This is a genomic window from Bosea sp. F3-2, assembly GCF_008253865.1.
Classification (GTDB): Bacteria; Pseudomonadota; Alphaproteobacteria; order Rhizobiales; family Beijerinckiaceae; genus Allobosea.
In genome coordinates this window covers 3,337,107-3,361,523 of sequence record NZ_CP042331.1, presented here as the reverse complement: position 1 = coordinate 3,361,523, position 24,417 = coordinate 3,337,107, and the positions used below count along the sequence as shown (strand labels likewise).

19 protein-coding genes, 1 tRNA gene and 1 pseudogene are annotated in these 24,417 nt (G+C 65.4%); 9 read left to right on the top strand and 12 right to left on the bottom strand.

The annotated features are described in order from the left end of the window. Positions 1-42: 42 nt before the first annotated feature. On the top strand, positions 43-549 hold the full coding sequence (locus tag FQV39_RS15555) for an NADPH-dependent FMN reductase (protein WP_149131117.1): 507 nt from the start codon (positions 43-45) through the stop codon (positions 547-549). Between the two features lie 136 nt (positions 550-685). Here the strand turns inward: FQV39_RS15555 and FQV39_RS15550 are convergent, their stop codons facing one another. Together FQV39_RS15550 and FQV39_RS15545 are read right to left on the bottom strand one after the other, a co-directional pair. Continuing rightward, positions 686-1,837, bottom strand: a complete 1,152-nt coding sequence (locus FQV39_RS15550; RefSeq protein ID WP_149133867.1) for an alpha/beta hydrolase — start codon at positions 1,835-1,837, stop codon at positions 686-688. 592 nt (positions 1,838-2,429) lie between these two features. Beyond that, positions 2,430-3,446 carry an IS110 family RNA-guided transposase gene (locus FQV39_RS15545; RefSeq protein WP_149128711.1) on the bottom strand — a complete coding sequence of 339 codons (1,017 nt, stop codon included), beginning with the start codon at positions 3,444-3,446 and terminating at the stop codon, positions 2,430-2,432. A gap of 183 nt (positions 3,447-3,629) precedes the next feature. Between FQV39_RS15545 and FQV39_RS15540 the strand changes: the two are divergent. Further along, positions 3,630-4,735, top strand: a pseudogene (locus FQV39_RS15540) (transposase). A 421-nt stretch (positions 4,736-5,156) separates the two neighbouring features. After that, positions 5,157-5,777: a reverse transcriptase family protein gene (locus FQV39_RS15535; protein WP_248313023.1), complete on the top strand. Its 621-nt coding sequence runs from the start codon at positions 5,157-5,159 to the stop codon at positions 5,775-5,777. 100 nt (positions 5,778-5,877) lie between these two features. Here the strand turns inward: FQV39_RS15535 and FQV39_RS34410 are convergent, their stop codons facing one another. After that, positions 5,878-6,270 carry a MarR family winged helix-turn-helix transcriptional regulator gene (locus FQV39_RS34410; protein WP_472840648.1) on the bottom strand — a complete coding sequence of 131 codons (393 nt, stop codon included), beginning with the start codon at positions 6,268-6,270 and terminating at the stop codon, positions 5,878-5,880. A 179-nt stretch (positions 6,271-6,449) separates the two neighbouring features. Here FQV39_RS34410 and FQV39_RS15525 point away from each other — a divergent pair, with 179 nt between their 5' ends. Then, positions 6,450-7,325 (top strand): SDR family NAD(P)-dependent oxidoreductase, encoded by an 876-nt coding sequence (locus tag FQV39_RS15525; RefSeq protein WP_210251104.1) that lies wholly within the window; start codon positions 6,450-6,452, stop codon positions 7,323-7,325. Positions 7,326-7,812: 487 nt separating this feature from the next. Then, positions 7,813-9,102, top strand: coding sequence for an ArgE/DapE family deacylase (locus tag FQV39_RS15520; RefSeq protein ID WP_149131114.1), 1,290 nt, complete (start codon positions 7,813-7,815; stop codon positions 9,100-9,102). Between the two features lie 7 nt (positions 9,103-9,109). Here FQV39_RS15520 and FQV39_RS15515 read toward each other — a convergent pair whose 3' ends face one another. The 8 genes from FQV39_RS15515 to FQV39_RS15480 form a co-directional block, all read right to left on the bottom strand. Then, positions 9,110-10,585, bottom strand: a complete 1,476-nt coding sequence (locus FQV39_RS15515) for an amidase (protein ID WP_149131113.1) — start codon at positions 10,583-10,585, stop codon at positions 9,110-9,112. Between the two features lie 40 nt (positions 10,586-10,625). Beyond that, a complete protein-coding gene (locus FQV39_RS15510) occupies positions 10,626-12,239 on the bottom strand; it encodes an ABC transporter ATP-binding protein (protein WP_149131112.1) in 1,614 nt (537 codons plus the stop codon). Beyond that, positions 12,236-13,144 (bottom strand): ABC transporter permease, encoded by a 909-nt coding sequence (locus FQV39_RS15505; protein ID WP_472840647.1) that lies wholly within the window; start codon positions 13,142-13,144, stop codon positions 12,236-12,238. The genes FQV39_RS15510 and FQV39_RS15505 overlap by 4 nt, the downstream gene beginning before the upstream one ends. Before the next feature lie 14 nt (positions 13,145-13,158). Further along, positions 13,159-14,100 (bottom strand): ABC transporter permease, encoded by a 942-nt coding sequence (locus FQV39_RS15500; RefSeq protein ID WP_149131111.1) that lies wholly within the window; start codon positions 14,098-14,100, stop codon positions 13,159-13,161. 37 nt (positions 14,101-14,137) lie between these two features. Beyond that, the gene (locus FQV39_RS15495) at positions 14,138-15,706 is read right to left on the bottom strand and encodes an ABC transporter substrate-binding protein (RefSeq protein WP_149131110.1); all 1,569 of its coding nucleotides are present in this window, start codon (positions 15,704-15,706) and stop codon (positions 14,138-14,140) included. Between the two features lie 183 nt (positions 15,707-15,889). Continuing rightward, on the bottom strand, positions 15,890-17,026 hold the full coding sequence (locus FQV39_RS15490) for a M20/M25/M40 family metallo-hydrolase (RefSeq protein WP_149131109.1): 1,137 nt from the start codon (positions 17,024-17,026) through the stop codon (positions 15,890-15,892). An 11-nt stretch (positions 17,027-17,037) separates the two neighbouring features. Beyond that, positions 17,038-18,198, bottom strand: a complete 1,161-nt coding sequence (locus FQV39_RS15485; protein ID WP_149131108.1) for a M20 aminoacylase family protein — start codon at positions 18,196-18,198, stop codon at positions 17,038-17,040. Between the two features lie 43 nt (positions 18,199-18,241). Next, on the bottom strand, positions 18,242-19,741 hold the full coding sequence (locus tag FQV39_RS15480; RefSeq protein WP_149131107.1) for a M81 family metallopeptidase: 1,500 nt from the start codon (positions 19,739-19,741) through the stop codon (positions 18,242-18,244). A 722-nt stretch (positions 19,742-20,463) separates the two neighbouring features. Here FQV39_RS15480 and FQV39_RS15475 point away from each other — a divergent pair. Continuing rightward, complete coding sequence (locus FQV39_RS15475) at positions 20,464-21,396, top strand: IS1595 family transposase (protein WP_149131106.1); 933 nt, start codon at positions 20,464-20,466, stop codon at positions 21,394-21,396. Position 21,397: 1 nt separating this feature from the next. Here the strand turns inward: FQV39_RS15475 and FQV39_RS15470 are convergent. Beyond that, positions 21,398-21,487: transfer RNA gene (locus tag FQV39_RS15470), tRNA-Ser, on the bottom strand. A 233-nt stretch (positions 21,488-21,720) separates the two neighbouring features. Here FQV39_RS15470 and FQV39_RS15465 point away from each other — a divergent pair. The 3 genes from FQV39_RS15465 to FQV39_RS15455 all read left to right on the top strand — a co-directional run bounded on the left by FQV39_RS15465 (position 21,721) and on the right by FQV39_RS15455 (position 24,388). Continuing rightward, complete coding sequence (locus FQV39_RS15465; RefSeq protein WP_248313022.1) at positions 21,721-21,981, top strand: hypothetical protein; 261 nt, start codon at positions 21,721-21,723, stop codon at positions 21,979-21,981. 82 nt (positions 21,982-22,063) lie between these two features. Then, positions 22,064-22,720 carry a peptide-methionine (S)-S-oxide reductase MsrA gene (gene msrA / locus FQV39_RS15460; RefSeq protein WP_149131104.1) on the top strand — a complete coding sequence of 219 codons (657 nt, stop codon included), beginning with the start codon at positions 22,064-22,066 and terminating at the stop codon, positions 22,718-22,720. A 114-nt stretch (positions 22,721-22,834) separates the two neighbouring features. After that, positions 22,835-24,388, top strand: coding sequence for a YifB family Mg chelatase-like AAA ATPase (locus tag FQV39_RS15455; RefSeq protein WP_149131103.1), 1,554 nt, complete (start codon positions 22,835-22,837; stop codon positions 24,386-24,388). The last annotated feature ends 29 nt before the right edge of the window (positions 24,389-24,417 follow it).

Genomic DNA, 24,417 nt, shown 5'->3' with positions numbered 1-24,417 from the left:
AATCTCGGTCCACCAGAATGCCGCAGAACTAGCGGCGAAAGCCTGTCCCGTCGGGTCATCGGTCTCCTTGCCGAATTTAAGCTGCCGTTGCTCGACGAGCCGGCCCATCCAGCAGCTCAGCGACATGTGAACGACGCAACCAAGCGATGGAGCGTGAGCGTCGACTCGGCCGACGCTTACATCTTTGTCACGCCGGAATACGACTACTTCCCACCCGCCGCGCTGCTGAACGCTGTCCAGATCATCATGCGCGAATGGGGATACAAGCCCGCCGGCGTGGTGAGCTACGGCGGAGTGTCGGGCGGCCTGCGATCCTCCCAGGTGCTCCGCCAGTTGCTCGGCAACGTCAACGTGCACGCCTTGCCGCAGGCGATCCCGGTTCCCTTCGTCTCGCAGCACATCAGCGACGACGGCATATTCCTCCCTGACGAGCAGACAGTGGAAGGCGCCACGGGCATGCTTCAGGAGCTGCACAAATGGACCACGGCTCTACAGATCTTGCGGCCCGCCAAGGCTCAGACGAGCACGGCGCAGGCGGCGGCTGCGTAAATCGGACCGCGAGCAGGTAAAGCTCTATCGGCAGCATCTGCTTGGCCGAGACGTGGTAGGTCCTGGGATGGGGCGCCAGCGCCCGTGGAAGGACGGGCTGGGCTTAGCCGGTCCAGCTCCGAAGGAGAGAAAGCCGTCAGCGGAACCGGATGAGGCTCGCGGCACCTTCCACCGTTTGTGCCGCCCCTGCCGCGACGGTCCCGAGCGGGTTGACACTGCCGTTCTTGCCGTCAGCGATCACCTGCCCGGCAACGAGCCGCTCGCCGAGCAACCGGACGACCTCGGGGCGCTCCGCGAACTTGCCGTGATTGAGCGGATCACCGCCCTTGAGGGCCGTCAGGTCCAGGACAGTCACGCCGGCCTTTTCCAGCTCGGACCGATACGGCTCGGCAGCCGGATTGATCTGGCCGAGCCGGTCGACAGCACCGCCGATGAGGCGCGACACATCGAGGGCCTTATCGTCCTGTGATACGAACAGCGTGAGCTGTGGACGATGCGTTCCGAGTTCCAGCCACTGCTTGCGGAAAACCTGAACATCGATATCCGGCGACGCGAGAATGACGCTCCTGATCGTCGGCGCCACACGGCCGTCGCGGATCGCCATTTGGCGCAGGGCCTCGACAACAAGCCAGCTTCCCATCGAATGGGCCATGATCGTAACTTCGCCGACCAGGGGATCCCGAGCGGCTTGCCGCAAAACCTCCTCAAGCTGCGTCCGGGAATAGTTCGTGCTTTCCCGGTCATAAGCATAGTCGAGGACATTGCCCCGAGACGGCCAGGTGAACAGGATCGGCGCGACGTCAGTGCGGGAATCGTGCACAATCTGGGCGAAACGATACACCGCGTCCTCGTAGCGATTGTTGAACCCGTGCACGAAGATCAGGACGCGGCGGCTGCGCGGCAGATTCTGCTTCACCCATCCACGGATTTCGCTGGGACTGGACAAGTCCCTGACCTTTGTCGTCGCGAAGTCCGTCACAGGGTTTGGTGGCAATTGCTTCGGCCATTGCACTTGCCCGACCTGCCGGTTCTCCGGCGGGGGAATCGAGACCGTGAGTTCGGTCGACTGCAACGCGTCCCCACGCTCCCCGGAAAAGAGAATCCCCCGATCCGAGCTTGGCGCCCGCGTGGTCGCGACGAGAAGGCTGACCCGCGAGGTACGTGGAACTGTTACCTCGACCGGGGTCAGGACGCCCTTGGGCAGGCCTGCACATCCCATCAAACCTAGGCAGAGTGGAAGAGCGGCGATGAGAAGCCTCGGTCGGCGCAGCACGCGACGGCTTCTCATCGCGCTTGAAGCTTTAGTCATGAGTGTTCACTTGCCTGGTTTAACCGATCCGACAACGCAACCGTCTCGAACGGCGCGGAGATTGACGGTCATTCGGGGTGGCAAGAACGCTCGCTGAAAACCCCCTCCCGGTCCAATATATTGCGCTGCGCCTGATGATATCGAAATCATATCATTAACCGATAATCGGTCGCCAGATTACTCGGTCAACGTGCGGGGAGCAGAAGGCAGGTTTGCAAGGGCCAGCGTCCGCTTCTGGGCAAGGGGCCAGAGTCTTATATTGGCGCGGTCCGGCCCATCTGGGAGGACGGGCCCAACTTCCGCTTCCGACCGAGGCTGTCGTCTAATCGCAGCTCGAAGATCAAGCCTTTTTTGCGGACTGGGATGTCGCTTGCCGGGAGCACGGTCGTCTTCGCGGTCGACATGAAGTCGCCGCATGATGGGGCTTCGCGGGGCGAACCTTCCAATGTGTGGAGCGCAGGCGGCGAGCATGGCTCGACACTGCAACAGCCTCGGCGGAATGGTTCGGCCTACGTCCCGGCCGGGACGTCTCAGAGCGCCTTCAGGATTGGCGCAAACGAGCCTGGACGCGTCAGGCGGCGGTTCGGTTGAATGGCTCGCCGGACTTCAACATGGCGTGCATGATCACGGCCAGCTTGCGCGCGACTGCGACGGCCGCGCGCTTGAAGCCCAGCTTTTCACGCAGCTTCAAGCCCCAGCTACGTAGGGCGCTATCAGCCTGCGCCCGCGTCAGGATGACGGTTGCGGCCTCGTAGAGCAGGCCTCGGATATGGGCATCGCCGCGCCTCGAGATGTGGCCGTCATAATCGACCTCTCCGGATTGGTAGCGCCGGGTCGTCAGGCCAAGCCATGCTCCCACGGAGCGGGATTTGGAGAAGTTGGCCGGATCTTCGATGGCGGTGGCGAAGGAGGTTGCCGTGACCGCGCCCACCCCGGGGATCGACATGAGAAGCTGACAGGCCTGGCTTTGTCGTGCGGCGCTCAGGAGCTGGCGCCCGAGCTCGGCTGCCCGCAGGCGTAGGCCGCGCCACGCTTCCAGAATCGGGAGGATGACGCGCGCAAGCTCCTCCTTGCCGGCGAGCAGCCGCCGAACATGCTCCTCGAACTTGCCGCCCTTGCTTGATGGGACCAGCAGCCCGAATGTCTTCATCAGACCACGGATCTGGTTTGAGAGCTCGGTGCTGATCCGGACCAGCTTGGTGCGCGCTGCGACCAAGGTCCGCATCAGCATGCTGTCATAGCCCTTCACCCGGACCTCGCGAAAGAAGCCGACCTCGGCCAGATGCGCCAGGCCGTCGGCATCGTTCGCATCTGTTTTGTTTGGAGCCATGTCGAGCGCCGCCTTGGCATGCCGCGCGTCGATGCAGATCGCCGGAAGGCCTTCTGCCGTCAGCGCATGGTAAAACCACACCGACAACGGACCGGTCTCGAATACGACCCGCTCAACTTCGGGCGCCCGCTGACGGATCACCTCAGCGAGAAGTCTCGGATCCGACGGGCACTTGCCGCGCCAAATCCGCTTGCCTGCCCGCCGCACGGATACTGCCGTCTCTTTCAACGATACGTCGAGACCGATATACTCGCCCATGGTTGTTCTCCATTCGATGCTTGGGCCCGGCCGCAAGTCGAGAGCCCGTTCGTTCATCTTATCGGGGAACAACCACCCATTCGAACGGCCAGTAGAGGCCCGGAGGCGCCGCGCTCCCGCGATTACCCCATGTGTGTAAACGGGCTGATCTGGTAGGCTTTCTGGAGCGATCCGAGGGCTTGCATGGCGCGCTACATCGAAGGCGAGAACCGGCAGCAGAGGCAACTCCTGCCCGACTGCCTTGAGGATTGCGTCAGCGAAGACAATCCGGTCCGGGTGGTGGATGTCTTCATCGACGAACTCGATCTGGCGACGATGGGCTTTGCCGGCCCGGCCGCGACGGGGCGGCCTGGATACCATGCTGCGACGTCGCGCGCTATCTGTCGATGCTCGATACGGTCGATCGGCAGGAGGATGAGCTGGCGCAGATGCGCACCGTCCGCCTCAAGGAGCGGCTCGATCGCCTGCGCCAGCAGATGCGGGAGCTTCAGGCGATGGACCGCGTCGTCGCGGTGGCGCCCGATCGTCAAATCTCGCTGACCGACCCCGACGCCCGCGCCATGGCCACCAACGGCAAGGGCACCGGCCTCGTCGGCTATAACGTTCAAGCGGCGGTCGACGCCAAACATCATCTGATCGTGGCTCACGAGGTCACCAATGTCGGCCACGACCGAAGCCAACTGGCGAATATGGGACGCCAGGCGAAAGACGCCGCGGCAACCGAGGCGCTGACCGTGCTGGCCGATCGTGGCTACTTCGCGGGCGCGGAGGTGCTGGCCTGCGACGAGATCGGCATCAACGCCATCGTCCCCAAGCCCCTGACATCAGGGGCCAAGGCCGACGGACGCTGGGGCAAGCAGGACTTCACCTACGATACTGCGAGCGACACCTATCGATGTCCTGCCGGCGAGACGCTCACATGGCGCTTCTCGTCGGTCGAGAAGGAGATGACGCTCCACACCTACTGGGCTGACGGCTGCGGCGCCTGCCGCGTCAAGGACCAATGCACCACCGGCAAGCAGCGCCGCATCAAGCGCTGGGAGCATGAGGCGGTGATCGAAGCCATGCAGCACCGGCTCGACCATATGCCCGACGCCATGCGGATCCGAAGACGCACGGTCGAGCACGTCTTCGGCACCATCAAGGACTGGATGGGCCGAAGTCACTTCCTCACCCGCCGACTGCCGAATGTCGGAACCGAGATCAGCCTCCATGTCCTGGCCCATAATCTCAAGCGGGTCATCGCCATCCTCGGCGCTCCGGCGTTGACGAAAGCGATGACAGCCTGACCCTCAAGACTGCCGGCGCCTCACCAAACTTCACGCAGAACGCCGTTTCCACACAGCCTCCACCCGGAGCAGACTCTGAGGAAGTCCGCTCTTGGGCAATCTGGCTAATGGATCGACTTGTCGGCGTTTGCTTTTCAGCCTCTAGCAATATCCAGTCACAAGCGATTGTCGGACGATACAGATTCTGCTCCCAATGCTCGGTCGGCGGCCACTCTGTGGAGCATAGAACCGGAGGCGGCTTGGCCCCGTTTAGGAGGCCGCCCGGACTAGAACTGCACGAGCCGTTTTGATATCCACACTCTCGACGGGGTCTTCCTTCGCATACGGGCTGTGTAACTGCGGCCTACGAGCAAAAGTCTCTACATATCATGCGCGCCGAATGATCCGATGTGCGCCTGGCGTGATTGGAAGGAAGACCCCGTTGCCATCGCCTGCTTCGATCTTTGGCAAACACATCCCGATCGCCATACCGGCTGAGTTTACTAGCGAAGCTGCTTTGCTGGCGTATCTGGGAGTTTCGCCCAAGGAACTGAAGAAGATCTGGTGGTACCGATCGGCGATGTACAAGGAGTTTTCGATCTCCAAGGGCTCCGGAAAGCAACGACGCATCACGGCTCCTGACATTCGTCTGAAAATGCTGCAACGGAAATTGGCGCCGCTTCTCGAGCAACTCTATCGTGTTCGGAATCCCGTCCATGGCTTCGTATCCGACCGTTCGGTCAAGTCGAATGCCGAGGCGCATCTGAACCGACGCCACGTAGTCAATCTTGATCTAAAAGACTTCTTCCCCTCGATCTCGGAAAACCGGATTAGGGGCGTGTTGCAAGCACTTGGCGTCGGTCGTCGCGTTTCCGAAATTGTGGCTCGGATTTGCTGCTACAACGGGCATTTGCCACAAGGTGCGCCGACAAGTCCGGCATTAGGTAGCAAAGACCACCGAGACCTCAGTAAGTATCTGGCTCGGAAGGGTTTCCGCCTCCTCGGTACGGCCGAGAATTTCGGTGACGCGTGCCCGCCTCGCCCGGCATCCACCGGCTCCTGAAAGGTCGCCGGGATCTCGCCTCTGAGCAGACGTTCCGAAGGTCGCAGAAGGGTCGAGATACGAAGTTGGCATGACGCCCAAAAGTGGACTTTGTCGGTGCCTATCCTGTCTCCGTGCCGGCAACGAGCCGTCGAAGCAGCGCGGTTAACCGCACGAGATCACCATCCTCCCAATCGGAGAGACGATCCCTAAGCGCGGTGGCTTTCTCTGCCATCGCCGAATCCAACCGCTGCCGGCCCTCCAAGGTCAAGCAAACTAAGACACCGCGCCCATCGATCGGGTCGGTTTGTGTCTGGACCATGTGCATTCGCGCCAGGTCCCGTGTCAGCCGGCTCGTTGCGCTGCGGTCCATGCCGATAGCCTCGGCGATCACGCTGGGCTTGGCCGGGCCAAACGCTCCAAGCCACGAGGCGATATGGAAAGCGGCAGGCTGGAGCTCGGGGTGAAAGGTCGCCGCCGCGTGAGCGGTGACTGCGCGAGACTGACGGACCAACGCGTTAAGGACTTCCCCCAACGCGAGGATCTGAGCGTCGCGCGTCGGGGCGGATGGCGGTGGGGACTTCAAAACCAAACCGGCCTCCTGCTGTTGGAAACGCGGAGAATGCCTCAATTATTTGACAAATATCCATCATTCAAATAGTAGACATTAATCAATTATTTTGGAGGCGTCCCATGATGGCGAAGGGCCAGACAGTCGTCATTACGGGGGCCACCGGCGGTCTAGGCCAATGCGCCGCCATTGATCTGGCCCGTCACGGCGCGCGGCTCGTTTTGACCGCCCGCGACAAGCAACGAGCTGAGATCACCGTGAATCTGATCAAGGCCGAAACTCCGGGCGCCGAGGTCGATGTCGTATTTGGCGATTTCAGCGATCTGGCTTCGGTGGCTGAAATCGGGCGTCAGATCATTCAGCGCCACGGAAACATCGACGTCTTGATCAACAATGCGGGGCTCCACGCCTTTTCACCGCGCTTTAGCCGCGACGGCCATGCCGAGATGGTCACGGTCAATTATCTGGCGCCCTGGCTGCTCACGCACATCCTTCGCGGCACGCTCATGCGGTCCGGATCCTCACGGATCGTCACCGTGGGTTCCGACGCCTCTCGACGGGGCGGAACCTTCGATCCCCTGGCGGTACTGGTCGATTGTAGCGCCTTCAGCGCCAGAGGGTCTTCGGCTCTGTATGGCCGGACGAAGACCATGGCGATCTTGTTCTCGATGGAACTGGCCCGGCAACTGACGGTCACGCACATTGCGGCCAACGCCTTGTGCCCTGGCTTTAACGTCACGGGCCTGGGACGGGAGTTGTCATTCGCCGCGCCGTTGGAACAGCTTCTGAAATGGCTGAACATCGGCGATCCTCGAAGGGGCGCTACGCTCATCGTCGAATTGGCCATCAATCCAGCCTTCAAAGATGTGTCTGGCGGCTATTTCATGGGCCGACGAGTACGACAGGTCATCCCCCCGTCCCCTGGCGACGATCTCGAAGTCGCGCGCGCGCTTTGGATTGCCACCGAGAAGGAGCTCTCCGCACGCGGCTACATATAGCCGCCTGCGAAGGGCGCAGTGGAAGGCCGTCCGGAATGCGGACCTCCCGAACTTCTCATAAGGGGAGATTGCTGACGTTCAGGGAGCGCTGCTCGGGCGTCGCCATCGCGCCACGAGCGGACTCTCGCTCAGCGCCCGAAAGCGGACGTCCCCATCGACAGCGGCAAGTCCAAGCTCGACCCACCTCGGATGTCTGACAGGTTTGCATTTTCGGTGGCTTGATTTGGCGACAAATTTTCAGGGGACGCCGAGACGACTGGACCTGATCAACCGACGAGACGTGCGTATTCCTCATCCGCCACGTGGCGACGCAATATGCGGATTGCGGTCTCTTCGCGAAGAGCGCCAAATCTGCGGAACCTCGGTTGCGCGGGGCGCAGGCCTTGCATACCGGCTTGGGGCTTCGTGCCGCAGGGCGGGGCCCTAGACTGCCGACCGGCCGTCAGCGGACGAAGCCGATCTTTGGCAATTTCGACGGAGAGCACGCATGTCCCTCGACTCTGCCCTGCGCGACAGGATTCTCGCGGCCGTCGATAAGGGCTTCGACGAACAGGTTCGCTACACGCAGGATCTCGTCCGCTTCGCCTCGACGCGCGGGCAGGAGCATACCGTCCAGGATTTCGTCTTCCGGGCGATGAAGGACCGCGGCTTCACCATGGACCGCTTCGCGATGGACCGGGAGGCGATTGCGGCCCATCCAGGCGGTGCGCCCTTCTCCGACAGCCATTCCGAGGCTCCGATCGTCGTCGGCATCCATCGTCCGCGCACGGAGCGGGGGCGCTCGCTCATCCTCCAGGCCCATGTCGACGTGGTTCCGGCCGGGCCGCGCGACCAATGGACCCACGCCCCGTTCGACCCGGTGATCGAAGGCGACTGGATGTATGGCCGTGGCAGCGCCGACATGAAGGCCGGGGCCGGAGCGAACCTGGCCTGCCTCGACGCGCTCAGGCGCATCGGCCTGCAGCCGGCCGCAACGGTCTATGTCGAATCAGTGGTCGAGGAGGAATCGACCGGCAACGGCGCGCTGATGACGCATCTGCGTGGCTACCGTGCCGATGCCGCCCTCATCCCCGAGCCGGAGCAGGAGATGCTTGCCCGCGCCAATATCGGTGTGCTCTGGTTCCAGTTCGAGGTGCGCGGCGTGCCGGCCCATGTCCGCGAGATGGGGACTGGCGCGAACGCCATCGACGCCGCCTATCGCGTCATTGCCGCGCTGCGGAAACTGGAGGAAGAATTCAACGCCGAGAAGGCGGGTCGCCCGCATTTCGAGGACGAGCCGCACCCGATCAACCTGAACATCGGCAAGATCGAGGGGGGCGACTGGGCCTCCTCCGTGCCGTGCTGGTGCCGCGTCGACTGCCGCGTCGGGCTCTATCCTGGCGTGACCGCCGAGGAGACGGCCCGGCGTATCGAGGACTGTATCCGTGCCGTATCCCGCACCGATGCCTTCCTTGCCAACAACCCGCCGCAGGTAACCTTCAACGGCTTCTGGGCGCAGGGTTACGTGCTCGAGCCGGGCAGCGAAGCAGAGGCCGTTCTCGGCCGGGCACATGAGGCCGCCATCGGCAAGCCGCTGAAATCCTTCATGACGGCGGCCTATCTCGACGCCCGCGTCTATGCGCTCTACGACCGGATTCCGGCGCTCTGCTATGGCCCTTCGGGGGAAGGCATCCATGCCTTCGACGAGCGGGTGAGCCTCGCCTCGATCAAGCGCATCACCGGTGCCATGGCGCTGTTCGTGGCGGAATGGTGCGGCGTCGAGACCCTGAAAGACTGAACGGCACTCAGGTCGCCGTCACATGCACGGGCGGCCGCCTGCCATCGTTCCAGCGACCTCCAATCGCGCGCTCGATCTGCGCCGCGAGCTGCAGCAGCAGGCCGTCGCCGGCCTGCCGCGCCTGCGCCTGGATGCCGAAGGGCAGGCCGCTCTCCTGCCGGCCCATCGGCATCGAGAGTCCCGGTATGCCGCAGAGATTCGACAGCGGCGTATAAGCGAAGAACTTCCAGAGATTGCCGAACCAGTCGCGCACATCGGGATTGTCGCTGATGGTGAGGTATTCGGTGGCGCCGATCTTGGGCGTCGGCAGCGCCGTGATCGGCGTCAGGATGATATCCCATTCTTCGAAGAAGGCGCCGAAGGCCCGCGCCGTGCTGTTGAACACAGCCTGCATCCGGTAGCGCTCGGCATAGGACATGTCCTTACCCGCCTCCCAGATGCGGATGTTCATCGGCTCGATCAGCCCCTCCGGGGGGCGTTGCAGGCCGCGCGTCTCCAGGAAGCCGGCGATGACCTGTGCGAAATTGCTGATGTAGCAGGTGGTCTGCGCGGCGAATGCGGCGCGCAGATCGGCCTCCGGCAGGGCCCAGTCGACATGGTGGCCGAGTCCTTCGAGGAAGCGCCCGGCCTTTTCCAGCTCGACGACGATGGCTGGCGTGGCGCGGTAGTCGCCCCATTCATGCGAGAGGGCGATGCGCAGGCGGCCCGGATCGCGCTTGATGAGCTGCGTATAAGGCTCGGGCGTGGCCCAGTAGGGCATGAACTCGCCCGGTGCGCCGCCGCGGCAGGCGTCGACGAAGGCAGCGGTGTCGCGCACCGAGCGGCTCTGGCAGCCTTGCGTCGAGACAAAGCCGGAGATATCCGAAAGGTTGGGCGCGATCGAGAACACGCCGCGCGAGGCCTTCAGCCCGATATTGCCGTTGAAGCCGGCAGGAATGCGGATCGAGCCTCCGCCGTCGGTCGCATGCGAGAGCGGCACGGCGCCGGCCGCCACCATCGCCGCTGTCCCGGCCGAAGAGCCGCAGGTGGTGTAGTCCGTGTGCCAGGGGTTGCGGGTGACGTAGATTGCGGGGTTCTCGGCCGAGCTGCACACGCCGAACTCGGGCGTGGTGGTCCGGCCCATCAGGTTGAGGCCCGCCTTGCGCATGCGCCCTGTGAGCCATGCATCGGCCGCCGGACGGTTTCCGCGCATGAAGAGCGAGCCCTGTTCCTGCAGCCTGCCCTTCAGCGTGGGACCCAGATCCTTCATCAGGAAGGGCACCCCGGCGAAGGGGCCGGCAGGGTCGAGCCCATCGCTCAGTGGATCGGCGACCACATCCTCGAAGACTTCCACTACGGCGCTGAGCGAGGGATTCGTCTTCGCGATGCCCGCGGCCGCCTGCCGCGCCAGCTCGGCCGGCGTCAGCTCACCACTGCGCACCCGCTCGGCGAGGCCGACCGCGTCATGGGAGGTCCATTCCTCCCAGCTCATCGCCAGGGTCATGGCGTCGTCTCCAGCTCGTCGTCGAATGTCCGGTTCAGGCCTAGCCGGTGGCGAAGTCGCGGCCGGGTGCGGCCTCGATCAGGCTACGCGTATAGGGGTGGGCGGGGGCAGCGAAGACATCGACCGTCCGGCCCTGCTCGACCACCAGGCCCTTCTCCATCACCACGAGCCGGTCGCAGATCTGCGCGGCGACCCGCAGGTCGTGGGTGATGAACAGGATGGCGAGGTCGAAGCGCTTCTGCACGTCGTCGAGCAAGGCGAGCACCTGCTTCTGCACCGAGACGTCGAGCGCTGAGACTGCCTCGTCCGCGATCAGAATCTCCGGCTCCATGGCAAGCGCACGGGCAATCGCGATGCGCTGGCGCTGACCGCCGGAGAACTGGTGCGGATAGCGCGAGAGCGCGGAGGGTTGCAGGCCGACGAGTTCCATCAGCTCGCGGGCGCGTGCCAGTGCCTTCGCCCGCGGCTGCCCGAAATTCACGGGGCCTTCGATGATCGACTCGCTCACGGTGCGACGCGGGTTGAGCGAGCGGAACGGGTCCTGGAAGACAACCTGGATCTTGCGCCGATAGGGTCGCAGGCGCCGTTCGGAAAGCCCGGCGATGTCGATGTCGGGGACGAGGATCTGCCCCTCGCTCGGCGGCATCAGCCGGGCGACGCAGCGCGCGACCGTGGTCTTGCCCGAGCCGGATTCCCCGACGATGCCGACCGTCTCGCCGCGCCGGACCCGGATGCCGACATCGGCGGCGGCGCGGACGATGCGTTCCTTCTTGAACAACCCGCCCGAGCGGTAGGTCTTGCCAAGGCCGGCAGTCTCGAGGGCGATCGGCCCTGTCGGCTCCGGCCGTTGCGCCGGCTTCAGCACCGGCACGGCCGCGATCAGCATGCGGGTATAGGGATGCTGGGGAGAGCGCAGCACCTGCGCCGTCGGCCCCTGCTCGACGGCGCGCCCCTTCTCCATCACCACGACGCGGTCGGCGATTTCGGAGACGACGCCGAAATCATGGGTGATGAACAGCACGCCCGTGCCGCGCCGCTCCTGCATCTCCTTGATGAGCTTGAGGATCTGCGCCTGCGTCGTGACGTCGAGCGCAGTCGTCGGCTCGTCGGCGATCAGCAGGGCGGGGTCGAGGATCAGCGCGGCGGCGATCATCACGCGCTGGCGCTGCCCGCCCGAAAGCTGATGCGGGTAGGAGGCGTGCATGCGCTCGGGATCGGGCAGGCGCATCGCTTCCAGCATGGCGAGCACCTTCGCGCGGCGCGCCGGCTGGTCAAGGTCGGTATGGATGCGCAGCACCTCCTCGATTTGGTCGCCGATGGTCAGCACCGGGTTGAGCGCGGTCATCGGCTCCTGGAAGATCATGGCCATGCGGTCGCCGCGCAGCGCGCGCAGGCGCTGCGGCGTGGCGGCGAGCAGGTCCTCGCCCTCCAGCCGGATCGCCCCCGCCAGGGGCTTCAGCACCCTGGCCAGCAGGCCCATCACCGAGAAGGCGGTAACGGACTTGCCCGAGCCGGATTCGCCGACGACGCAGACGATCTCTCCCTTGCCGACGGCGAGCGAAATGCCTTCCACCGCATGCTTGCGGTCGCCGCCGCCGGGCAGGCCGATGGTGAGGCCCGAGATTTCCAGGACAGGGGATGCCTCGTTGCTCATCGGCCGGCCATCTTCGGATCGAGCGTGTCGCGCAGGCCATCGCCGAGGATGTTCACGGCGAGCACCGTCAGCCCCAGGAAGATACCCGGATAGAGTATGTTGTGCGGGAAGACCCGGAAGAGGTTGCGCCCCTCGGCCATGATGTTGCCCCAGCTCGGCGTCTCCGGCGGGATGCCAACGCCGAGGAAGGAAAGGATGGCCTCGACGAGGATGGCGGAGGCGGCGATGAAAGTGCCCTGCACGATCAGCGGCGCGGTGGTGTTGGGCAGGATGTGGCGGATCATCAGCTTGGGCACGCGCGTGCCGGCCATGATCGCCGCCTCGACATAGGGCTCCTCCCGAACCGAGAGCACGATCGAGCGCACCAGCCGCACCACGCGCGGGATCTCCGGCACGATGATCGCGATGATGACCGCCGGCAACCCGGCCCGGAACAGCGAGACGACCGCGATGGCGAGCAGGATGCCCGGTATCGCCATCAGCCCGTCCATCACCCGCATGATCGGCCCGTCGAGGACCCGGACATAGCCGGCGACGAGCCCGATGACGAGACCTATCGCGATGCTGGCGAGCGCCACCGTGACCGCGATGGCCAGCGAGATGCGCGCGCCGTACACCACCCGGCTATAGACGTCCCGCCCGAGCGAGTCCGTGCCCATCCGGTGCGTGAAGGTCGAGGTCGTGCCGTCATCGGCGCGGATGGTGCGCTCGAAGCCCGGCTTCTTGTTGCGCGCAACGGGGTCGATCGCGGTCGGGTCGACAGTCCCGAGCTGCGGCGCCAGCAGGGCGATCAGCGTCATCACCACCAGGACGAAGCCTCCGATCAGCACGGAGATATTGGTCAGCAGCCGGCGCAGGATGCCCCACCCGGAGGGGGCGGGCTCGTCGGCGACCGGGGCCAGCAGGGTCGGCTCGGCGTTCAATAGCGGATCCTCGGATCGAACAGGCTGTAGGTCAGGTCGATCAGCAGGTTGATCCCGACATAGATGCCGGAGAACAGCAGGATCACGGCCTGGATGGTGGGATAGTCGCGCGCCAGCACGGCATCGACGGTCAGCCGGCCGAGACCGGGGATGGCGAAGACGCTCTCCGTCACCACGACCCCGCCGATTAGCAGCGCGATGCCGATGCCCACCACGGTGACGATCGGCACGGCCGCGTTCTTTAGCGCGTGGCGGAACAGGATCTTGCGCTCGACCTGCCCCTTGGCGCGGGCGGTGCGGATATAGTCCTCGTTCAGCACCTCGAGCACGCTCGCCCGCGTCATCCGCGCGATCAGCGCGACGTAGATCACCGAGAGCGTCACCGCCGGCAGCACGAGCCGCTGCACATAGCCGCCGAACCCGGCCGAGATCGGCTGGTAGCCCTGTACCGGGAACCAGCCCAGCGTGATCGCGAAGAGATAGATCAGCAGGTAGCCGATCACGAAGACCGGCACCGAGAAGCCGAGCACCGAGAAGCCCATCACGATGCGGTCGATCCAGGAGCCGTGCTTATAGGCGGCGAGCACGCCCAGCGGGATCGCGACGCAGATCGCGATCAGGATGGTCGCGAAGGCGAGCGACAGCGTCGGCTCGATGCGGCCGAGGATCAGCTCGGAGATCGGCTTCTTGAAGAAGAAGGATTCGCCGAGATTGCCCGAGAGCAGGTTCTTCGCCCAGATCGTGAACTGGGCGAGGATCGGCTGGTCGAGCCCGAGCCGGTTGCGCACCAGCGCGATCTGCTCGGAGCTGGCGTTGTCGCCGGCGATCACCGCCGCCGGGTCGCCCGGCGTCAGCCGTAGCATCAGGAAGACCAGCACGGCGACGATCACGAGGACCGGGATCGCCGCCAGCAGGCGCCGCAGAATGTAGCCGAGCATCAGGACGGCTTCCCGGAAAGGAGCAAGCGCATCCGGCTCACTTCTTCTCGACGTTCCAGAAGACCGGCGCCGGCGCCGTCAGGATGCCGGTTATGTTCTTCCGGGCCGCGATCGGCACGTTGTACTGGCCGAGATGGACATGGGTCACCACCTCGCGCCAGCGGACCTGCACGGCTTCCGCGATCGCCTTCTGCTTCGCCGGATCGGGCTCACGGGCGAAGTCGTCGCGCAGCTTCTCCATCTCTGCGTCGCAGGGCCAGCCGAAGGCGGCCTTGTCGCAGCTCGCATTGAAGAAGCCGGCCATGACCGGGTTCAGGATGTCGGCCGAGACCCAGGAGGTCTGCATCAGGTTCCAGCCACCCTTGTCGACCGGGTCCTTGCGGACGCGGCGCGAGACCACCGTCTGCCAGTCCGAGGACTGCATGTCGACCTTGAAGCCGCCCTTCTCGAGCAACTGCTTGGCGACCGGGCCGAGATTGGTAAGCGACTGCAGGTCGGTCGATTGCAGCAGCACCACCGGCTTGCCGTCATAGCCGGCCTCCTTCAGGAGCTCCTGCGACTTCTTGAAGTTCGACGCGAGCAACCCGTCCATGCCCTTTTCGGAGGTCAGCGGCGAGCCGCAGACGAACATCGCCTTGCAGACCCGGTAATAGTCGGGATTGCCGACGGTCGCTTCGAGGAAGTCCTTCTGGTTCAGCGCATAGGTCACGGCCTGGCGCACCTTCGGATTGTCGAAGGGCGGCTGCGTGTGATTGAACCGCAGCGTGTATTGCAGCCCGAGCGGATTGTAGTTCCACAGCTTGATGCTGCCGTCGTCCTTGAGCAGCGGGATCAGGTCGAAGGCGGGCTGCTCGACCATGTCGATCTCGCCCGCCAGCAGCGCGTTGACCGCCTGCTGCTGGTCGCTGACCGCAAGCCATTCGACGCGGTCGATATGGACGACCTTGCCGCCGGCCAGGCCGGATGCCGGCTCGGAGCGCGGCTTGTAGTCCTTGAACTTGGTGTAGACGATCTTGTCGCCGGGCTTCCATTCATCCTGCTTCAGGACGAAGGGGCCGGAACCGACGAATTCGGAGATCTGCGTGTTGGGGTCCGTGTCCGCGACGCGCTTCGGCATCATGAACGGCACGTTGGAGGAGGGCTTGCCGAGGCCGAAGATCAGCAGGCCGGTCGGCGATTTGAGCTTGACCGTGAAGCTCTTGGCGTCGTCGGCCGTGATCGTGTCGACGAAGGTCATCAACTTCTGGCCGACCGGGTCCTTGGCCGACCAGCGCCTGATCGAGGCGATGCAGTCTTCCGCGGTGACGGGCTTGCTGTCATGCCAGAGCAGGCCGTCGCGCAACGTGAACTTGTAGGTCAGCTTGTCCGGCGACTCCGTGAAGGTGTCGACCATCTGCGGCTTGATCTCGCCCTTCTCGTCCATCGAGAACAGGGTGTCGTAGATCATGTAACCATGGTTGCGGACGATATAGGCCGTAGTCCAGATCGGATCGACGATCTTCACGTCCGAATGCATGACGACCTTCATGGTCGTTTCGGCCTGCGCCATGCTGCTGCCGGCCAGCAACGCTGCCGCCGCGGTAACAATCTTCCAACGCGACATCATAAGGCTGATCTCCCCTCTGGCCGTTCGCCCGGCCGATTTTGCTGATCGTGACGTGTCAGGTCGCAAGTGCTGGTTTTCGTGTTTTTTGCCTCTTGTTCCGCCTTGCCGTTCCGGCCCCGTCCCATGCAGGCGCCATGCCACGATTCGAAAAGGCTCCCGGGTCGGAGCGCCCCTGTCAATCGTTCAGGGCATGAGCCGCGCCAGCAGCCCCGCCATCAGCCTGATCCGTCGTGGCAGGCTCTCGATCTCGATATGCTCTTCCAGCGTGTGATAACCGGCACCCAGCAGACCGAGCCCGTCGAGGGAGGGGATGCCGGCCGCGCCGGTGAAATTGGCGTCGGAGCCGCCGCCGGCAGAGGCGTGCCCGAGCTCCCAGCCCAGTTCGCCGGCGATCTCGCGGGCGAGGCCGTAGAGCGCCATGGTCCCTGCATCCGGCTCCCAGACCGGGCGGGTGACGCCGCGCGTCACGGTGAAGCCGGTGCCATCCTCCTCGCGGTGGGTGAGAGCGAGCATGCGCTCGACGCCACGGTCGAGATCGGCCTGCCGTTTTGCCATGCTCAGGGCTTCAGCCTTGCAGAGGGTTGGCACGCAGTTGACCCAGCGCCCGCCCTCGATGACGCCGACGGAGAAGGTGCAGTCCTCGCCGGTCATCTCCTCGATGGCGATGAGTTGTCGCGCCATCATGTTGATCGCCGAGCGCCCGTCCTTGAGGCGGGAGCCGGCATGGCTCGGCCGGCCCTCTGCCCGCAGATTGAAGCGGGCGATGGCGTAACGGCCGGTGACGACGCCGTCGCCCGGCCGGCCCGGCTCCGGCACCAGCACGAAGCGGTCGCGGCGGGCCTGCTCCATGATGATGTCGCGCGTGCCCGGGCTGCCGATTTCCTCGTCACTGGTGTAGAGCACGCTGACCGGCAGCGGCGTCTCGACACCGGCCTTCGCCAGCGCGACGATGGCCTGCAGCCCGGCATAGGCGCCGCCCTTCATGTCGAGGATGCCGGGGCCGTAGCAGCGCGAGCCCTCGCGCCGGAAGGGCAGCTTCTCGAGCGTTCCGACCGGATGCACGGTGTCGAGATGCGACATCACCAGGATGCCGGGCTCCCCGCGCCGCGGATGCGGGAAGTCGCCGCGCACGCATTCGCCGAGGCCGGGCGGGCCGGGGATGCGGGTGATCGTCGCGCCCGCCGCCGCCGTTTCGGCAGCGGCTAGGTCCATCATGCGGTTGACGGCGGCGGGGTCGAAGGTCGGGCTCTCGCACTCGATCCAGGGCTTGAGCCCTGCGAGCAGGGCCTCACTGTCGAGCGGCAGAGTGCGGAGATCCATCGCCACGCTCCTCAAGCCGCCGCCCGCGTCTCGACGATGCGCGCCAGCAGGCTCGCCCCGACCGGCAGGATGCCGTCGTCGAGCACATATGCGGGGTTGTGCACCGGCACGTCCCCGGCATGGCCGACCCAGGCATAGGCGCCGGGCACCACGCGCAGCATGTCGGCGAAGTCCTCGCTGCCCATCATCGCCTTCGGCTCGGTCAGCACGTTTGAGCCGCCGACGATCTCGGTGGCGACCTCCGCCATCGCCTGCGCCGGGGCGTCGTGATTGACCAGCACGTTGAAGATGTTGCGGATGTCGACCTCGATCGTCATGCCGAAGGTCGCCGCCGTGCCGGCCGCTATCTCGCGCATGCGGCTGCGCACCAGCTCGCCCGTCTCCTCCGAGAAGGTGCGGATCGTGCCGGCCAGTACCGCCTCCTCGGGAATGACGTTGTAGGCCGAGCCGGCATGGACCTGGGTGATCGAGAGCACGGCGGCCTCGCGCGGGTCGGCATTGCGGCTGACAATGGTCTGCAGCGCTGCGGCCAGGCTCATTGCCGCCATGACAGGATCGCGCCCCATATGCGGCATGGCACCGTGGCTGCCCTTGCCGGTGATCCTGATGTCGAAGAAATCCGCGCCGGCCATGGCCGGCCCCGGAAACACCGAGATCTGGCCGGGCGCGAGTTGAGGCGCATTGTGCAGCCCGTAGATCTCGTCGCAGGGGAAGCGCTCGAACAGCTTCTCCGCGATCATCCGGCGCGCGCCGCCGAGCCCTTCCTCGGCCGGCTGGAAGACGAAGATCGCCGTGCCTCTGAAGTCGCGATTCTCCGCGAGGTAGCGGGCCGCGCCGAGCAGCATGGTGGTGTGCCCGTCATGGCCGCAGGCATGCATCTTGCCGGCGACGGTCGAGCGCCAGGGCAGGTTGGTGATCTCCTGGATCGGCAGTGCGTCCATGTCGGCGCGCAGGCCGATGCGCTTTCCGGGGCCGCCCTTGCCGTGCAGCACGCCGACGACGCCGGTCGTGCCGATGCCGGTATGGACCTCGATACCCCATTGACGGAGCTTCTCGGCGACGATGCCGGCGGTGCGGACCTCCTCGAAGCCGATCTCAGGATGGGCGTGGAGATCGCGGCGGATCGCGGTGAGGTCATCCTTGAAGGTGTCGATCTGCGGCAGGACGGGCACGGGATCTCCAGGCGATGAGAGGCTGATGCGAGGGAGGACATGCTCAGGCGAACGGCCTGCCGAGCGGCGATGTGCGCAAGCCCTGGCGCAGCCGGCGCCATGGCAGGGCCGCCGGATCGACCGGCATCGGGCCAGGCGCCGCGCAGACGAGGATCGTCTCGGCGATCGGCTCAAAATCGGCGCGGAAATGCACCGAGCTCTTGTTGACGAGAATCGCCTGCTCCTCCGGTTCGATGCCGACCTGCCGGTACATCGCCCGGTCGGCCATCTGCGCTTTGCGCGAGCCGACGACGATGCGCACCCCGCCGATGCGCAGGCAGGCGCTCGGCCCGAGATTCATGCGCGAACCGCCATAGAAGGGACCCGGCGCGACGAAGCGCCCGTCGGAAAGCTTCTCCACAGTGAAGCTCGCCACGAGGGGGGCGTCGCCGGGAATGCGGGACTTCGCACCAAGTGCGAGCGTGACGATCGCGCCTTCGCCCGCCTCATGGGCAGCGGCGGCCGCCTCGGGGTCGACGATAACGCCAATTGCGGCGCGCTCGGCGTCGTTGCGCACGAGGGCCGCTGCCATGCCCATCGTGTCGGAATCGCCCCCGGCGCCGGGATTGTCCTGAGTATCGGAGATAACGATCGGCTTCGTCGCACTCGCTGCGAGCCGCATCGCCTCGCGCACCCCGGCATCGGGTTCGAAGACCTTGCCCTTGAAGGTGGCCTCGCTCGCCATCACCTGCCGGGCGACCGCATCGGCCGCCGCGTCGGCCTCGGCCTGCGTCGTGCCGTAGGCGACGACGGTCGGCCCGCAATCCGGAAAGTCGGCTGCCGGGAAGCCGGGCAGGAAGGAAAGGCTCGGCACCGTCTCGCCCTCCAGCGCGGCGAGCTCGGCGTAGATCGCGCGGCAAGGTTCCATCGCCGTTGCCTGCCAGGCGATGGGGATGAGATAGGGAATTTGCCGGAAAGCCTTGGTTGGGCGCCTTTTGGTGCCGAGCAGGCCGGCGAGGGCCCGCGCGGCGCGGGCGCCTGTCAGGGCCATGTCGACATGCGGATAGGTGCGGTAGGCGACGAGCATGTCGGCGGCCTCGACCATCAGCGGCGTGACGTTGCCATGCAGGTCGAGACTCGCGACCAGTGGCACGTCCGGTCCGATCACGGCCCGTACCCGGCGCAGGATCTCACCTTCGCCGTCGTCGAAATTCTCGCTCACCATCGCGCCGTGCAGGTCGAGATAGACGCCGTCGACTGGCAGCGTTGCGCGAATCCGCTCCACCAGCTCGCCTGCGATCGTCTCGAAGGCCTCAACCGTGACATGGGCCGAGGGGCTGGCGGCACACCATAGCGTCGGCACGGCTTCCCAGCCCTTCTCGCGGGCCACGTCGAGAAAGCCGGAGGCGCCGACATTGACGTTGGTCACGGCCGCGAAGATCGCCTCGCCTCGCGCCAGCGGCGGCCAGCCTCCGCCTTGCTGGAAGGCGACCATCCCCGCCTTGCTCGGCGCGAAAGTGTTGGTTTCATGCAGGAAACCGCCGAAGGCGATGCGGCTGGACATCGAAGGCTCCGATCGAGAAGCGCCGAGGTAAACACGCCGCGTCGTGCTGACCAAGTGCGAAATTTCACCGCGACTGCCCGGATATTGAACTTGCAATCGCTGAATTCGCACAAGCCTTTCTGCCCCAGATCGACTGCACGATGGCTTCCATCCACGCGCCTGTGATCTGAGCCCTTAAAACTGGATCGCTTTGGGTTCGAGTTTTCCGTGTCGTTCCCCTCAGGTCGGAGGAGACAAAGGTCTCAGGTCAAACCGAAAGCCCGAAGATCTCCCGAGTTGGCCGGCCTAATGCGGACATCATGAACGTCAGCAATGGGCCCAGTTTCGCGCTTGGCGGGGCCGGACGGGAATGTCGCGGTTGGGTCGATTTTTCTCCTTCGATCTTTGTCCGGAAGCGGACGCGCGATCAGGCAACAGCGATAGCCTACGCCGACTATCGGTCGCGGCGCCGTTAACCAACGCCGCGCATCCCGATCGACACCCCGCCCTCGCCCTGTCATGAGCTCGGGTCATGCATCGGCTCATATGACAGCACTGACCTGAACCGCGACGGCCCAACCGGGCGGTCGAACGTTCCCACTGTCCCCGATCGCCGCAATTCAACTTTCCGGACCGGATTCCGAGCATGACCATGCCGTTCATCACCATGGGCTTCAGCTTCCCTGCCCTCGCTGGGGGCTGGGAAATACCGCTCTCCCTCGTCTCGAGGGGAGCGCTGAGCCATGGAGAGACCCGGCCAGCACTTCTTGCTCTCGCCCAAGGTGCGCGACCTGACCATTACGGAACTCTCCCGCATCCAGGAGAGGACGGCCTACAGGTGGTTCCGGCAGGCACGCTGGCCTGAGACGGACGGTGAGGCCTACTGCTCGCATTGCGGGAACCTGCGCTGCTACGAGATGACCAGGAGCCGCTTCAAGTGCTCCGCCAAGGAGTGCGGCACAGTCTTCACGGTGACGTCCGGAACGGCGTTCGCCTGGCGCAAGCTGCCGTTCAAGAAGATGCTCTTCGCGATCTGGTTCGTCGCCAACTCCGTGAAGGGCAAGGCCGCCCTCCAGCTCTCCCGAGAGCTCGGCGTCCAGTACAAGACGGCCTGGGTGCTCCTGATGAAGCTCCGGGAGACCGTAGCCTCGCGCCGCGAGGAGATGGTGCTCGACGGCGAGGTCGACATCGACGGCAAGTACGCCGGCGGTCACGTGCGGCCCAAGAACAAGGCCGAGGACCGCGTAGACCGCCGCCTGAAGGAGAACCGCAGCCCCGACCGCCTCTGCATCCTGGCGATCCGGCAACGGGGTATGTCCGGCCGGACCTTCACCCGGGTGATCCGCGAGGAGGACGGCGATGCCGCTTGGGCCGCGGTTCGGGACCACGTCTCTCGGAACGCGAAGGTCTTCGCTGACGAGCACGGGAGCTACAACGACGTCGTCGGTCTGAACCGCATGGGACGGGTGAACCACTCCCAAGGTTCGAAGGATCGAGCGCTTGGTGCAGCAAGGACGAAGCGTTTCCCGGATGACGAATTGTCCCGGGGGAGGGAAGGGATTCGGCCAGGATCGCTGCCGACGAGTCCCATGGGCGGAGCGTCTTGGGGGAGCGGGGTGGGGGAGGAAATGGGGGAGCGCGCCCCGGAGGTCGTTGAGGACGCTCGTCTTTTCTGAGTGGCGGACAGGGCGGGATTCGAACCCGCGATACGGTTTCCCGTATACACACTTTCCAGGCGTGCGCCTTCAACCACTCGGCCACCTGTCCGGCGCGCTGCTTATGACCGCCGTGCCGTCATCTTTCAAGGCCCGAGATGAAGGGTTTTGCACAATCCCGCTAAAACCTGCGCGTCCGGTTGCGTTGAGCGCCGGGGATGAGCACATCTTGAAGCTGGGGGCAGCGGCCGGATACGCCAACGGCAAACTGTGACGGGGAGCAGGGTGAGGTTTCTTCTACGACTGTTGGGATATCTGTCCGTTGCGGCTGGATTCGTCGCCCTTGTGATCGACGGCGCCCGTTCGATCGCCAACTCCGCCCTGCGCTTCACCGCGGTGAGCGAAACCCTGACTGCCTTGATTCCCGAGCGCTACGCGCAGATCCAGCCAGCGATTGAACGCAACATCCATCCCTTGCTCTGGGACCCCGTGCTGCTTTCGGTGATGCGGATGCCGACCGCGCTCGCGGCGCTTCTGCTCGGCTTCGCGCTGCTTTGGCTGGGGCGCCAGCCTGAGCCGCAGATCGGTATCGTCACGCGTCGGTGAAGCCCGCGGTCGCATGGCCCCCTGTGCGAACCACCGCCGGAGGCTTACATAGGCGCCGAAGCTCGAATGAACGGAGCGAGGAATGTTCTCTTTGCGCAAGAAGACCGAGATGCCGTCGGCGGCCGAGACCCTGCCGGGCCGCCCCACTGCCATCCCCACCGCCGAGACCCATTTCGTCAACGGGCGCGCGCTGGCCGGCCCCTATCCGGACGGCACCCGCAAGGCATTGTTCGGGCTCGGCTGCTTCTGGGGCGCCGAGCGCAAGTTCTGGCAGAGCGGCGAGGGGATCTGGGTCACGGCCGTGGGCTATGCCGGCGGCACCACGCCGAATCCGACCTATGAGGAAGCGTGCAGTGGTCTGACCGGGCACACCGAGGTCGTGCTGGTCGTCTATGACCCCACCAAGATCGCCTATGAGGATCTGCTCAGGATCTTCTGGGAGAACCACGACCCGACCCAGGGCATGCGCCAGGGCGGCGATATCGGAACGCAGTACCGCTCCGCGATCTACACCTACGATGCCGAGCAGAAGGCCGCGGCCGAGCGCTCCCGTGCGGAATATCAGAAGGCTTTGGCTGCCGGCGGCTACGGTCCGATCACGACTGAGATCCGCGAGGCGCCGGCCTTCTACTTCGCCGAGGATTATCATCAGCAGTATCTCGCCAAGAACCCGGCGGGCTATTGTGGCCTCGGCGGCACCGGCGTCGCCTGCCAGATCGGCCTGGGCGTCGAAGCCTGAGCGCTGCGAACGGGGAGGCGAACGTCTCCCTGTCTTGCTGGGAGTTCTTGATATGTTCTTGCGTTGCCCTTGAAGCTCCGCTAGCGTTCCCACGGGGAACGGGGCGAGGCCGAGATGGTGACGCGGGTCGCGACGGTGGCGTTCGAGGGGATCGAAGCGCGCGCCGTCGATGTTCAGGTGCAGGTCGCGGCCGGCGGCGTCGCCTTCATTCTGGTCGGGCTGCCCGACAAGGCCGTTGCCGAGAGCCGCGAGCGGGTGCGCGCCGCGCTTATCGCCTCGGGGCTCGCCCTGCCGGCCAAGCGCATCACGGTCAATCTGGCGCCGGCCGATCTGCCCAAGGAAGGCAGTCACTACGATCTGCCGATCGCGCTGGCGGTCATGGCGGCGATCGGCGCGATCCCGGCCGATGCGCTTGCCGGCTATGCCGTGCTCGGGGAGCTCGCGCTCGATGGTTCGATCACGCCGGTGGCCGGCGTCCTGCCGGCCGCGATCGCAGCCTATGCAAAAGGGCAGGGGCTGATCTGTCCGGCTGCTTCCGGCCCGGAGGCGGCCTGGGCTGCTGCCGATATCGACATCCTCGCGCCGCGCTCCCTGATCCAGCTCGCCAACCATTTCAAGGGCACGCAGGTGATGGCGCGGCCCGAGCCGGCAGTGGCCCGCCAAAGCGGATTTCTGCCCGATCTCGTTGATATCAAGGGACAGGAGAGCGCGCGCCGTGCGCTCGAGATCGCTGCAGCCGGCGGTCACAATCTTCTCATGAACGGACCTCCCGGCGCCGGCAAGTCGATGCTGGCGAGCCGCTTGCCGTCGATCCTGCCCCCGCTTTCGCCGCGAGAATTGCTGGAGGTCTCGATGGTGCTCTCGGTCGCGGGCCATCTCGCCGACGGCGCCCTGACCGATCGCCGCCCGTTCCGGGCGCCGCACCATTCGGCCTCGATGGCGGCACTCGTCGGCGGCGGCCTTCATGCCAAGCCGGGGGAGGTTTCGCTCGCCCATCACGGCGTGCTCTTCCTCGATGAGTTGCCCGAGTTCCAGCCGCAGGTGCTGGATGCGTTGCGGCAGCCGATGGAGACCGGCGATGTCCTGATCTCCCGCGCCAATCACCGGGTCTCCTATCCCGCCAGATTCCAGCTCGTGGCGGCGATGAATCCGTGCCGCTGCGGCAAGGCGACGGAGCCTGGCTACGCCTGCCGCCGACAGCCGAACGAGCGCTGCATGGCGCAATATCAGACTCGTTTGTCCGGCCCGCTGCTCGACCGGGTCGACATCGCGATCGATATCCCTGCGGTTACGGCCGCGGACCTGATCCTGCCCTCGACGGGGGAGGACTCTGCCGCCGTTGCCGCCAGGGTCGCCGCGGCCCGCCAGCTCCAGAGTGCGCGCTTCGAGGCGCTGGAATTGCCGCAGCGTGGCCTGGGCCACGTCACCACCAATGCAGCCTGCCCCCCACCGGTGCTGGAAGAGATTGCGCGGCCTGACAATGCCGGGCTCGCCCTTCTGCGCGATGCGGCCGAGGCGATGCGCTTGACGGCACGGGCCTATCATCGCGTGCTGAAAGTCGCGCGCACGCTCGCCGATCTCGACGGCGAGACCAAGGTCGGGCGGCTGCATCTGGCGGAGGCGCTGTCCTATCGCTCGCGCGGGGGCGAGCTCGTTCAGGCGGCCTGATCGCGTGGCGCATTTTCGAGCGAAGCGGA

Bases quoted from the DNA above. Each gene is read 5' to 3' on its own strand.
- FQV39_RS15480 (WP_149131107.1), bottom strand. From the start codon at position 19,741: ATGTCCAGCCGCATCGCCTTCGGCGGTTTCCTGCATGAAACCAACACT.
- FQV39_RS15510 (WP_149131112.1), bottom strand. From the start codon at position 12,239: ATGAGCAACGAGGCATCCCCTGTCCTGGAAATCTCGGGCCTCACCATC.
- msrA (WP_149131104.1), top strand. From the start codon at position 22,064: ATGTTCTCTTTGCGCAAGAAGACCGAGATGCCGTCGGCGGCCGAGACC.
- FQV39_RS15490 (WP_149131109.1), bottom strand. From the start codon at position 17,026: ATGGATCTCCGCACTCTGCCGCTCGACAGTGAGGCCCTGCTCGCAGGG.
- FQV39_RS15475 (WP_149131106.1), top strand. From the start codon at position 20,464: ATGGAGAGACCCGGCCAGCACTTCTTGCTCTCGCCCAAGGTGCGCGAC.
- FQV39_RS15525 (WP_210251104.1), top strand. From the start codon at position 6,450: ATGATGGCGAAGGGCCAGACAGTCGTCATTACGGGGGCCACCGGCGGT.
- FQV39_RS15495 (WP_149131110.1), bottom strand. From the start codon at position 15,706: ATGATGTCGCGTTGGAAGATTGTTACCGCGGCGGCAGCGTTGCTGGCC.
- FQV39_RS15515 (WP_149131113.1), bottom strand. From the start codon at position 10,585: ATGACCCTGGCGATGAGCTGGGAGGAATGGACCTCCCATGACGCGGTC.
- FQV39_RS15545 (WP_149128711.1), bottom strand. From the start codon at position 3,446: ATGGGCGAGTATATCGGTCTCGACGTATCGTTGAAAGAGACGGCAGTA.
- FQV39_RS15500 (WP_149131111.1), bottom strand. From the start codon at position 14,100: ATGCTCGGCTACATTCTGCGGCGCCTGCTGGCGGCGATCCCGGTCCTC.
- FQV39_RS15550 (WP_149133867.1), bottom strand. From the start codon at position 1,837: ATGAGAAGCCGTCGCGTGCTGCGCCGACCGAGGCTTCTCATCGCCGCT.
- FQV39_RS15520 (WP_149131114.1), top strand. From the start codon at position 7,813: ATGTCCCTCGACTCTGCCCTGCGCGACAGGATTCTCGCGGCCGTCGAT.
- FQV39_RS15455 (WP_149131103.1), top strand. From the start codon at position 22,835: ATGGTGACGCGGGTCGCGACGGTGGCGTTCGAGGGGATCGAAGCGCGC.